Raw genomic sequence first — 12078 nt, 5'->3', positions numbered from 1 at the left:
GGAACCGTCAGGTGCCGAACGGCCCGGGCGGCGTCGTGCACCACAGGCCGGCACCAGCGAACAGGGCCGCCCACAGCAGGGAGACGAGCGTGCCGATGATGAACTGCTCCCGCTGCTGCGCGTTGGTGAACTCGCCGTAGCGGGCGAGACCCTTGACAGCCACGATCACGGCGATCCCGGCCACCATGCCGGTCATGAGCGAGACGATCGCCGCTGCGCGTTCGAGTGCGCCGATCACAAGTCCTCCGCGCAGGGGCGGGTCCACGGGGTCGGCCACGGCATCGGACTCGGTCCAGGGGCTCACCTCAGGCGCGGGGCGCTCGTCGGAGACGTCCGCGAAGGAGAAGACCGCGCGGACCACGGGATCCCCAGACAGGGTGCCGGCCACGAGGAGGGCGGGAAAGGTCCACACCCCCGGTGCGGTGCCTGCGAGCCACGTCCACACCGCCGTGACCGCCACGAGCACGAGCGGCAGCGCAACGGTGGCCAGGGGGCGCAGCGCCGTCATGAATCCCGCCCCTGATCGGCGAGGTCCAGCAGCGCCACGAGCGTCTCCCGCACCGCGTGCTCCTCGTGCCACAGCGCGGCTGCGAGTCGTCGTGACACCGAGGACTGGGCGATTCCCAGGGAGGTGGCCATCTGCTGCTGGGTCTGCCCGTCGTCGGCCAGGGCAGCGGCCCGGGCCCCGGCGTCCGTCCGGCGGTCCCGGACGGCGCACACGAGATCCAGCACGATTCCCGTCCGCTCGGCCCACTCGTTGCCGCTCACCACCGGGGCGCCGTGGTCCTTCGCACGGGTGACCGCGTCACGGGCGGCGACGAACGCCGGGCCCGTGGACTCCCGTACGGAGTCGCCCAGGGGCAGGTCCACGGGGCCGATGCCCAGGCCGACGTGCCACCGGGCCGAGTCCGCGAGGTGCAGCAGCGCGCTCAGGGCGGCCGCAGCGTCGTCGTACAGGGCCTGGAGCTCGTCCCCCGCGCTCACGTCCCAGCCGAGAACCGGGCGGGGCAGGCCGTGCTGCAGCTCGTCGCGCAGCGCGGAGATCTCCAGCGCCGGGCCGTCACGGCGTGACGCGCGTCGGTCGATCGTCAGGACGAACACGATGACTCCCTCTGCTTTATGCGATCAGCACTGCATGACAGCATGTTATGCGTTTAAAACCGCATATCAGCGGCAGTGCGTTACCGCCCCGTCTCCGTCACGTTGCCCACGTTGTCTACAAGGACCGCGGGGAAGCCGTCCTCGTCCGAGGCGGCGAGGTCGATGCGCGCATTGATGCCCCAGTCGTGGTGACCGTCGGGGTCGTCGAAGACCTGCGTGACCGTCCAGAAGCCCGCGAGACCGTCGGGGTTCTCGTTGATGCGGATCAGAGCCGGCCCGCGGGACTGGGCATCCGTGTAGATGTCCTCGTACTCGGCGAAGTAGGCGTCCAAGGCGTCTGCCCACCGGTCGCGGTTCCACCCGGTCTTCTCGTCGAGCGCGCCGAGGACCTTGTCCTTCTCCTGAGCGAAGAGCTCCACGCGCTGGAACAGGGCGTTGCGCACCATGACGCGGAAGGCCCGCGTGTTGGAGGTGACGCCCTCGGGCTGCTCCGCCACGAGCTCCTCGAGCGAGTCCACGCTGGTCCCGGAGGGAGACTCCACACCGGAGGCGAGCTTCTCCCACTCGTCCAGCAGGGAGTTGTCGGTCTGGCGGATGCTCTCGCCGAGCCACTCCACGAGGTCCGTGAGCGCCTCGGTGCTCGCGTCCACGGGCACCGTCTGGCGCAGGGCCTTGTAGGCGTCCGAGAGGTAGCGCAGCAGGATGCCCTCGGAACGGGCCAGACCGTAGAACTGCACGTAGTCCCCGAACGTCATGGCGCGCTCGTACATGTCCCGCACGATCGACTTGGGGGAGAGCTCGAACTGGGAGACCCAGGGCGCGGAACTCCGGTAGGTCTCGAACGCCTGCTCGAGGAGCTCCTTCAGCGGCTGCGGGTAGGTGATCTCGTCGAGCTCGCGCATCCGCTCCATGTACTCGAGACCCTCGGCCTTCATGGCGGCCAGCGCTTCGCCCTTGACCTTCTTCTCCTGCAGGTTCAGTACTTGCCGGGGCTTCTCGAGGGTGGCCTCGATGACGGAGACGACGTCGAGGGCGTACGTCTCGGACTCCGGGTCCAGCAGTCCCAGCGCGGCGAGGGCGAATGGTGACAGCGGTTGGTTGAGCGCGAAGTTCTCCTGCAGCTCCACGGTGAGCCGGTAGCGGCGCCCCGTCTCGTCCGGCTCGGGCAGCCGCACGACCACCCCGGCGCGCAGCAGCTCCTTGAGGATGGCGAGGGCCTGGCGCACGAGAGCGCGCTGGCGCGCCCGGGGCTCGTCCACGCTGGTGAGCAGCCGGTAGCCCGCGGTGATGTTGTCCCCGGGGCGCTGGAGCATGTTGAGCACCATGGAGTGGGTGACGTCGAAGGACGAGGTGAGGGGCTCGGGCGTGGCTTCCACCAGGTGGTCGAAGGTCTTGCGGCTCCAGGACACGAATCCTTCGGGCGCTTTCTTTTTGGGCACCTGGCGCAGCTTCTTCTGGTCGTCCCCGTGCTTGGCCCGTGCCTTCGCCATGGCCCGCTCGTTCTCGATCACGTGCTCCGGGGCCTGGACCACCACCGTTCCGGCGGTGTCGTACCCGGCACGGCCGGCACGACCGGCGATCTGGTGGAACTCGCGCGCGCTCAACCGGCGGGTGCGGCGGCCGTCGTACTTGGACAGCGCCGTGATCACTACCGTGCGGATGGGCACGTTGATCCCCACGCCCAGGGTGTCTGTGCCACAGATGACCTTCAGCAGCCCGGTCTGGGCGAGCTGCTCCACGAGCCGGCGATACTTGGGCAGCATGCCCGCGTGGTGCACGCCGATTCCGTGGCGCACGAGCCGGTTCAGCGTCTTGCCGAAGCCGGCCGAGAACCGGAAGTCCTTGATGAGCTCCGCGACCCGCTGCTTCTCGTCCTTGCTCAGCACGTCCACGGACATCAGGCTCTGCGCCTGCTCCGCGGCCTGCAGCTGGGAGAAGTGCACCACGTAGACCGGGGCCTGGTGGGTGGTGAGCAGCTCCTCGAGCTCCTCGTGGATCGGGCGCTCGGAGTAGTAGTAGTGCAGGGGGATGGGCCGCTCGGTGGAGGTCACGAGCGCCGTGGCGCGCCCGGTGGTCTCCTCGAGCCGCTGCTCGATGCGGGAGACGTCCCCGAGGGTCGCGCTCATGAGGAGGAACTGGGCCTGGGGCAGCTCGATGAGCGGGGCCTGCCACGCCCACCCGCGCTGGGGGTCCGCGTAGAAGTGGAACTCGTCCATGACCACCACGCCGAGGTCCGCGTCCGGGCCCTCCCGTAGTGCCACGTTGGCGAGGATCTCCGCGGTGCAGCACACGATGGGGGCGTCCTGGTTCACGGCGGAGTCGCCGGTGACCATGCCCACGTTCTCCGCGCCGAAGATCTCGCAGAGGTCGAAGAACTTCTCGGACACGAGTGCCTTGATGGGTGCCGTGTAGTACGAGCGCTGCCCGCGAGCGAGCCCCGCGAAGTGCGCGGCCACGGCCACGGTGGACTTCCCCGAGCCCGTGGGGGTCGCCAGGATCACGTTGGACCCGTTGGCCACCTCCAGCACGGCCTCGTCCTGGGCGGGGTAGAGCTCCATGTCCCGTGACGCGATCCAGCCGAGGAAGCCCTCGTAGACCTCATCCTCGTCCAGCGGGTTGGACGCGAAGTCGCCCCGCAGGTAGTGGTGGCCGGGTGCGGAGAGATCGGGTGCCAGGGAGTCGAGGAGTTTCATCCCAGCCAGCCTATCGGGAGCCCCTGACACGCAGAACGACGTCGCTCTCGCCCCAGTGGGGGGACGCGCAGGCGCCGCGCCCCGCGGGCGGGAAGGGGTTCCTTCAGGCGGCCAGGGCACGGCGGGATGTGGCCTTCGTGCCCGCGGGCGACGACCGGCCTAGAGTTCGCTGCGTGCCGTGGCGCGGGCATCCACCCGGCGACACAGCAGCGCGAAGACCGCGCCCGCGAGGTTGTGCCAGACGGAGAACACGGCACCCGGCAGGGCGGCCACAGGGGACATGTACTGCGCCGCGAGACCGGCGGCGAGACCCGAGTTCTGCATGCCCACCTCGATGGCAGTCGTGCGCCGCACCGGCGCGGGCTGGCCCGTCACCCGGCCCACGGCCCAGCCGAGGAGCAGCCCGAGCACGTTGTGCACGGCCACGGCGACGAGCACAAGCAGCCCCGCCTGCACGATCTTGTCCGCGGACCCGGAGACCACGATGGCCACGATGGCCGCGATCACCACCACGGAGAACCACGGCAGCACCGGGAGCAGGCGGACGACCACGCGAGGCAGAGCGAGGCGGACCACCAGCCCGAGCACCACGGGCAGCAGCACGACCATCGCAATCGAACGGGCCATGGCGGCGCCGTCGAGCGGCATGTACGCACCGGCGAGCCACAGCGTCAGCAACGGTGTGAGCAGGGGAGCGAGCAGGGTGGAGATCGAGGTCATGGTCACGGACACGGCCACGTCACCGCGAGCCAGGTACGAGACCACGTTCGACGCCGTGCCGCCCGGGGCGCAGCCCACAAGGATCACGCCGGCGGCGATCTCCGGAGGCAGCTGCATCAGCCACGAGACGAGCACGGCGACCCCGGGCATCACCACGTACTGCGCGAGCACCCCCACCACGATGGGCACCGGGCGCTTGGCCACGAGCGCGAAGTCCGCCGGGCGCAGGGTGAGTCCCATCCCGAACATCACGAGACCGAGCAGCGGATTCGTCCATCCCGCGGCCTGGTGGACCGCGGGCGCGAGGAGGTACCCCGCAAGGCCGCCGGCCAACACGAGGAGCGGGAACACCAGGACGGCCACGTAGGCGGCGCGGTCCGCCGCGGAGCGTGCGGCCGCGGCGTCGTGGTCCGGGGTGGACGGGGCGGAGGAGGAGGCGGGGCTCACCAGCCGCGCTCTTCCCACTCCCGCAGGTGCGGCCGCTCCGCGCCGAGGGTTGTGGGGGCACCGTGGCCGGGGTGGATCACGGTGTCGTCGTCGAAGCGGTCGAAGATCCGCTGCGTGACGTCCGTGTAGAGCTGCCGGAACGCCTCGGGGGAGCCCGTCTTGCCGAGACCGCCCGGGAAGAGTGAGTCGCCGGTGAAGATGTGGGCGGGGCCGTGCGGGTCCCGGTAGACGAGCGCAATGGAACCGGGGGTGTGCCCGCGCAGCTCGATGACCTCCAGCTCGAAGCCGTCCAGCTCGGCGGTGTCCCCGTTCTCGAAGGTGAGGTCCATGGGCACCGCGATGTCGTTCTCGTCCGCCGCGCCGCACGCGGTCATGGCCTCCGAGTGCGTGGCCACCTCCTCCAGTGCCCGCACGTGGTCCCAGTGCGAGTGCGTGGTGACGATCAGCTGGAGGTTGGCCCAGTCCGAGCAGTCACCCGAGCCCGCGGCGACCATCCCGGCGATGGCGCGGGCGTTGTCCGCGGCGTCGATGAGCACCTGCGTGCCCTCCGCCTTGGAGGTCAGCAGGTACACGTTGTTGTCCATGTCACTCACGGAGATGCGCCGAATCGTGATGTCGGTGAGCTCCGTGACCTCTGTCTGGGTGGCGATCATGGCAGAGAGTCTAGGCCGCAGCCCGGTTGCGGGCGAACGGTCCAGGCCGTGCGACGCGCGGGGTGTGGCGGATCCAACACCGTCCCCGTGGACGCGGCACGCATCGCACCATATAGTTGCGTGAAACAAATATCTTTCCGTGGCACCCGTGTGCCCTCCGACCCCGCCCGGGAGGTGCCCGTGCCCGTGCCCCTGTCCCGCGAGACCGCCGAGGAGCTCGTCCGCGACCTGTTCGAGCTGCAGCGGGCCACCCGCCGGGTGCTCAAGGAGACGGCGGCGCACCGGGAGCTGTCGACGTCGCAGGTGAACGTCCTCACGTTCCTCTCGTGCCGGCCTGGTCGCCGCGCGAAGGACCTGGTGGCCGAGTCCAGCCTGGGGGCGTCCGGGATGAGCCGGCACCTCGCGGCCCTGGAGCAGCTGGGCCACGTGGCCCGCGCGCAGGACCCTCAGGACGGCCGCGCCCAGATCGTGGACATCACGGAGACCGGTCGCCGGGCGCTTGAGGCGCACCTGCGCCAGGACGCCGAACACCTCGCCGCCCGGCTGGCCGGGCTGGACGAGGCCCAGGCGCGCCGCACCCGCGAGGACCTGTCCAGTCTCACGGACCTTTTGACGCGGTCGCTGGGCACCGGCCGGGAGAGCACACCGCCCGCTGCCCGGGAGACTGAGTCCCACACCCCACCCCCGCAACCCGCCGCACCGGTGTCCCCGGAGCGCGGAGAGGAGACCCGCTCGTGACAGCCACCCAGGACCCGGGCCGCCCCGCCCGCACCGCCCGCACCCCCGACCAGGAGCACCGCGATGTCCTGCGGGCCCTGACCGGAATCCTCGCCGCGTTCTTCATGGCGATGGTCACCCTGACCATCATCGGCACCGCCCTGCCCGTCATCATGGCGGATCTCGGCGGGGACCAGACCGCGCTGTCGTGGACGGTCACGGGCACGCTGCTCGCCAACGCCGTCACCACCCCGGTGTGGGGCAAGCTGGCCGACCTCTTCGACAAGAAGAAGCTGCTGCTGGGCGCCATCGCCATCTTCGTGGTCGGCTCGGCGGTCGCGGGTCTCGCCGGCTCGATCACCATGCTCGTGGTGGCCCGCGTGATCCAGGGCGTGGGCATGGGAGGTCTCACGGCGCTGTCCCAGACCATCCTGGGAGCGATCATCGCCCCGCGCGAGCGGGGGCGCTACGCGGGGTACATGGGGGCCGTGATGGCCGTGGCCACGTCCGTGGGGCCGCTGCTGGGCGGGCTGATCGTGGACGCCTTCGGCTGGCGCTGGTGCTTCCTGATCCCCGTGCCGCTGTCCGTCCTCGCGGCGGTGCTGATCGTGCGCACGCTGCGCGTGCCGGAGGTCCGGCGCGAGCAGACACCCAAGGTGGACGTGCTGGGCATGGCCCTGCTCGCGGTGGCCACCTCCGGGCTGCTGCTGTGGGTTTCCTTTGCGGGCAAGCTCTTCGAGTGGGGCTCGTGGCAGTCGATCGCGCTGATCGTGGTGACCGTGCTCGGCACGGTGGCGTTCGTGGCCGTGGAGCGGCGTGCGAGCGAGCCCGCCATGCCGCTGAACGTGATCACGGAGCGCACCACCGTGCTCGCGATCATCGCCGCGATCGCCACCGGCGGTGCCATGTTCGCCTCCACCACCTACCTGGGCCAGTACTTCCAGCTTGGCCAGGGCTACACGCCCACCGAGTCCGGCCTGCTCATGCTCCCGCAGGTGGTCGGCTCGTTCCTGGGGTCCATGGTCGCGGGGCAGCTGATCACCCGCTTCGGCCGGTGGAAGCGCGTGCTGATCGTGGGCGGTATGGTGCTCTCCACGGGCCTGTTCCTCGCCTCGCAGCTGAACCACACCACGCCGGCGTGGCTCGTGGGGGTGTTCATCTGCCTCGTGGGCCTGGGCGTGGGCACGCTGAACCAGAACCTCGTGCTCGCGGTGCAGAACACCGTGGGGCTCAAGGACATGGGTGCGGCGTCCTCGGCCGTGGCCTTCTTTCGCACCGTGGGCGGCGCCGTGGCCGTCTCGCTCTTCGGCGCGCTGCTCACCCGTCACCTCTCCACGCAGATGACGGCCTTCGCCGCCGAGCACGGCATGGACTCCTCCGCCACGCCGGACGCCGCCTCGATGGACCTCGCGGGCCTGCCGCCCGCCGTGCTGGAAGCGATCCGCGAGGCCTACGGCACGGGCACCGGTCTGCTCTTCCTGGTGGCGGGTATCGCGTCCCTGGTCACCCTGGCGTGCGTGCTGCTCATGGTGGAGGTCCCGCTGCGGGCCACGGTGGACGTGGCCGAGGTGGACCCGGAGACCGGGCAGATCACGGTGGTCCAGCGCCGCATGGACCCGGTTGCGGCCGCCGGGCTGCGCATGCAGCACGCCGAGACGGGGCAGATCCCCGTGGTCGACGCGCGCGCCTCCGGCCTGCGCCGCTCCGCCCACGAGCGCCGGGGCGAGGAGGCCCTGTCGCCCCGCGGTTCGCACGCGGCGGCTCCCGCGACGACGGGCCCCTCGGACCCCTCGGTTTCCGCTGCGGTGGCCAGCAGTGCCGACGACGACGCCGCGCAGCCGGACGGGCAGGCGGGGTCGCCTGAGCACGGGGCGCCCGAGTACGGGTCCCCGGATCACGGGTCGCCTGAGCAGAGCTCGTCCGGGCGCGGCCGCCACCGCGCCTGACGCGGGGCCGCCAAGAGTGTCGGAGGCAGCGACTAGAGTTGCAGCCGTGTCAGAGCGAACCCCTTCATCCGATGCCCAGTCCACGTCCGTGCTCGCCGAGCGCACGGCACACGAGCACGCGCCGAAGACCCGTGCCTCCGGGGTCTCGGACCTCACGGAGATCGTGGTGCAGGGGGCGCGCGAGCACAACCTGAAGAACGTGGACCTCACCATCCCGCGGGACTCCATGGTCGTGTTCACGGGCCTGTCCGGGTCCGGGAAGTCCTCGCTCGCGTTCGACACCATCTTCGCGGAGGGTCAGCGGCGCTACGTCGAGTCCCTGTCCTCCTACGCGCGCATGTTCCTGGGGCGCGTGGACAAGCCGGACGTGGACTTCATCGAGGGGCTCTCCCCGGCGGTGTCCATCGACCAGAAGTCCACCTCCCGCAACCCGCGCTCCACGGTGGGCACCATCACCGAGATCTACGACTACATGCGTCTGCTGTGGGCGCGCATCGGCCACCCGCACTGCCCCGTGTGCGGGGAGCCCATCACCAAGCAGACCCCGCAGCAGATCGTGGACCAGCTGCTCGAGCTGCCCGAACGCACCCGTTTCATGGTGCTCGCACCCGTGGTCAAGGGCCGCAAGGGCGAGTTCCAGGACCTGTTCCAGCAGCTGAGCCAGCAGGGCTACGCGCGCGCCGTCGTGGACGGCGAGACCGTCCAGCTGGAGGACGCTCCCAAGCTGAAGAAGCAGTACAAGCACACCATCGACGTCGTGGTGGACCGCCTGACCGCCAAGCCGGACGCCCGGCAGCGGCTCACGGACTCCGTGGAGACCGCCCTGAACCTGGCCTCCGGGCGCGTGGTGGTGGAGCTCGTGACCCGAGAGGGGGAGGAGTCCCCGTGGGCGGATGCCCGGCGCACGTTCTCCGAGCACCTCGCGTGCCCCAACGAGCACCCGCTGCAGACGGACGAGATCGAACCCCGCTCCTTCTCCTTCAACGCGCCCTTCGGCGCGTGCCCCGAGTGCGACGGCATCGGCTCGCGGCTCGAGGTGGACGAGGACCTCGTGGTCCCGAACCCGGACCTCTCCCTCGTGGAGGGTGCCATTGCACCGTGGTCCCTCGGCAAGGCCACGAGCGACTACTGGAACCGGCTGCTGGCCGGGCTCGGCGAGGAGGTCGGCTTCGACCTCGTCACGCCCTGGAAGGACCTTCCGACCAAGGCGCGCAAGGCGATCCTGCACGGCAAGGACTACAAGGTCACCGTGGCCTACAAGAACAGGTGGGGCCGCGAGCGGCGCTACACCCAGGGCTTCGAGGGGGTCTTCGGCTACATCAAGCGCAAGCACGAGGAGACCGAGTCGGACCACGCCAAGGACCGCTACGAGCAGTACATGCGGCAGGTGGCCTGCCCCGAGTGCGGGGGCGCGCGGCTGAACCCCACGATCCTCGGCGTGACCGTGGGCGGGAAGAACATCGCGGAGGCCACCCGGCTGCCCATGCGGGACTCCCTGACCTTCTTCGAGCAGCTGGAGCTGGACAGCCGCGAGGCGAAGATCGGCGACCAAGTGCTCAAGGAGATCGTGGCGCGCCTGACGTTCCTGATCGACGTCGGGCTGGACTACCTCAACCTCGAGCGCGCCGCGGCCACCCTCTCCGGCGGAGAGGCGCAGCGGATCCGGCTGGCCACGCAGATCGGCGCCGGGCTCGTGGGCGTGCTCTACGTCCTGGACGAGCCCTCCATCGGCCTGCACCAGCGGGACAACCGGCGCCTGATCGACACCCTGCTGCGGCTGCGGGACATGGGCAACACGCTCATCGTGGTGGAGCACGACGAGGACACCATGCGCGAGGCCGACTGGGTCGTGGACGTGGGACCCGGCGCCGGCGTGCACGGCGGTGACGTGGTGCACTCCGGCACCTACGACGAGCTGCTGCACAACCGGGAGTCCATCACCGCGGACTACCTCACCGGGCGCAGGCTCATCGAGGTGCCCCGGAAGCGCCGCCCGATCGACCCCAAGCGCCAGCTGACGGTGGTCGGGGCGCGCGAGAACAACCTGCAGAACCTCACGGTGGACTTCCCCCTGGGGGTCTTCGTGGCCGTCACGGGTGTCTCCGGCTCCGGGAAGTCCACGCTCGTCAACGACATCCTCTACACGAGCCTGGCCAACCAGCTCAACGGTGCCAAGCAGGTGCCGGGTCGCCACCGGCGCATCGACGGGCTGGAGCACCTGGACAAGGTGGTGCACGTGGACCAGAGCCCCATCGGGCGCACCCCGCGCTCCAACCCCGCCACGTACACGGGGGTCTTCGACCGGATCCGCAAGCTCTTCGCGGAGACCCAGGAGGCCAAGGTCCGCGGCTACCAGCAGGGCCGGTTCTCCTTCAACGTCAAGGGCGGGCGCTGCGAGGCGTGCTCCGGTGACGGCACGCTGAAGATCGAGATGAACTTCCTGCCGGACGTCTACGTTCCGTGCGAGGTGTGCAAGGGGGCCCGATACAACCGCGAGACCCTCGAGGTGCACTACAAGGGCAAGAACATCGCCGAGGTGCTGGACATGCCCATCGACGAGGCGGCCGAGTTCTTCGCCCCGTTCACCGCGATCGCGCGCTACCTCAACACCCTCGTGGAGGTGGGCCTGGGCTACGTGCGCCTGGGCCAGCCTGCCACCACCCTCTCCGGTGGCGAGGCCCAGCGCGTGAAGCTCGCCGCGGAGCTGCAGAAGCGCTCCAACGGGCGCACCATCTACGTCCTGGACGAGCCCACCACGGGTCTGCACTTCGAGGACATCCGCAAGCTGCTGATGGTGCTGCAGAGCCTCGTGGACAAGGGCAACAGCGTCATGACCATCGAGCACAACCTGGACGTCGTGAAGTCCGCGGACTGGATCGTGGACCTCGGCCCCAACGGCGGCTCGGGCGGTGGCACGGTCGTGGCCGAGGGGACCCCGGAGCAGGTGGCCCGCAACGAGGACAGCTACACGGGCCAGTTCCTGCGCGAGGTGCTCGAGAGCTCCGCCGCGAGGGAAGCCGCCCACGAGGCGGGCGAGCCGGCCACGCGGGAGATGGCGACGTCGGGGGAGCGGGCGTGAGCCCGCAGCGGCCCGTGGTGCTGTGGGACCTGGACGGCACCGTCCTGGACCCCGCCGGGGCCATCACGGACGGCATCGCGGAGGCGCTGTGGACGTGTGGGTTCGACGTCCCGGAGAACCTCGAACGCTTCGTCGGACCGCCCATCGGGGAGTCCCTGCGGCGCTACACCGACGTCCCGGAGGATCAGATCCGACAGGTGGTCTCCGTCTACCGGGCCGGCTACCTCACCGAGGGCCTCGAGCGCACGCGCCTCTACCCCGGGATCCGGGAGGTGCTCGACACCCTCGCGCAGCGGGGCGTGCGGCAGGCCGTCGCCACGCAGAAGCCCGAGCGCATCGCGACCACCGTGGTCGAGCGCTTCGACCTCGCCGGGTACTTCGAGACCGTCTCCGGCGCTGCGGACGACCTCGCCGGTCCCGGTGCGGGTGCGGGGAACGGCCCCGGTGCCGCGAACGCGCCCGGACCCCTGCACGACAAGCCCGCGATCATCGGCGAGGCCCTGCGCAGGCTCGGGGCGCTGCCCCCCGACCCCACCCGCACGGTCATGGTGGGGGACCGCAGCTACGACGCGGACGGCGCACGCAGCCACGGCATCGACTGCGTGGGCGCGCTGTGGGGCTTCGCTCAGCCCGGCGAGCTGGAGGGCGAATGTGCCGCACTCGCCCACGAGCCCGGTGATTTGGCACACTTGCTCCTGCCATACACGGAGCAGTAGGGAGCG

Annotated in this window: 9 protein-coding genes; 4 read left to right on the top strand and 5 right to left on the bottom strand. The window is 70.5% G+C overall.

Annotation, left to right across the window (positions count from 1 at the left end):
- Positions 1-7: 7 nt before the first annotated feature.
- The 5 genes from B3G12_RS06775 to B3G12_RS06755 form a co-directional block, all read right to left on the bottom strand.
- On the bottom strand, positions 8-508 hold the full coding sequence (locus B3G12_RS06775; RefSeq protein ID WP_144942645.1) for a hypothetical protein: 501 nt from the start codon (positions 506-508) through the stop codon (positions 8-10).
- On the bottom strand, positions 505-1101 hold the full coding sequence (locus tag B3G12_RS06770; protein WP_144942646.1) for a transcriptional regulator: 597 nt from the start codon (positions 1099-1101) through the stop codon (positions 505-507). Before B3G12_RS06770 ends, B3G12_RS06775 begins: the two co-directional genes overlap by 4 nt.
- 80 nt (positions 1102-1181) lie before the next feature.
- On the bottom strand, positions 1182-3794 hold the full coding sequence (locus B3G12_RS06765; protein WP_290499777.1) for a DEAD/DEAH box helicase: 2613 nt from the start codon (positions 3792-3794) through the stop codon (positions 1182-1184).
- Between the two features lie 159 nt (positions 3795-3953).
- Positions 3954-4961 (bottom strand): bile acid:sodium symporter family protein, encoded by a 1008-nt coding sequence (locus B3G12_RS06760; RefSeq protein ID WP_290499776.1) that lies wholly within the window; start codon positions 4959-4961, stop codon positions 3954-3956.
- Positions 4958-5614, bottom strand: a complete 657-nt coding sequence (locus B3G12_RS06755) for an MBL fold metallo-hydrolase (protein ID WP_290499775.1) — start codon at positions 5612-5614, stop codon at positions 4958-4960. Before B3G12_RS06755 ends, B3G12_RS06760 begins: the two co-directional genes overlap by 4 nt.
- An 87-nt stretch (positions 5615-5701) precedes the next feature.
- Here B3G12_RS06755 and B3G12_RS06750 point away from each other — a divergent pair, with 87 nt between their 5' ends.
- The 4 genes from B3G12_RS06750 to B3G12_RS06735 all read left to right on the top strand — a co-directional run bounded on the left by B3G12_RS06750 (position 5702) and on the right by B3G12_RS06735 (position 12072).
- Positions 5702-6352, top strand: coding sequence for a MarR family winged helix-turn-helix transcriptional regulator (locus B3G12_RS06750; protein ID WP_290499774.1), 651 nt, complete (start codon positions 5702-5704; stop codon positions 6350-6352).
- Positions 6349-8277, top strand: coding sequence for an MDR family MFS transporter (locus tag B3G12_RS06745; protein WP_290499773.1), 1929 nt, complete (start codon positions 6349-6351; stop codon positions 8275-8277). Before B3G12_RS06750 ends, B3G12_RS06745 begins: the two co-directional genes overlap by 4 nt.
- 88 nt (positions 8278-8365) lie before the next feature.
- Positions 8366-11356 carry an excinuclease ABC subunit UvrA gene (gene uvrA / locus B3G12_RS06740; protein ID WP_290499793.1) on the top strand — a complete coding sequence of 997 codons (2991 nt, stop codon included), beginning with the start codon at positions 8366-8368 and terminating at the stop codon, positions 11354-11356.
- Positions 11353-12072, top strand: a complete 720-nt coding sequence (locus tag B3G12_RS06735; RefSeq protein ID WP_244944652.1) for an HAD hydrolase-like protein — start codon at positions 11353-11355, stop codon at positions 12070-12072. The genes uvrA and B3G12_RS06735 overlap by 4 nt, the downstream gene beginning before the upstream one ends.
- The last annotated feature ends 6 nt before the right edge of the window (positions 12073-12078 follow it).

This window comes from Kocuria sp. UBA5001 (assembly GCF_002398425.1).
Classification (GTDB): domain Bacteria; phylum Actinomycetota; class Actinomycetes; order Actinomycetales; family Micrococcaceae; genus Kocuria; species Kocuria salsicia.
This window is presented reverse-complemented; position numbering and strand designations above follow the sequence as displayed.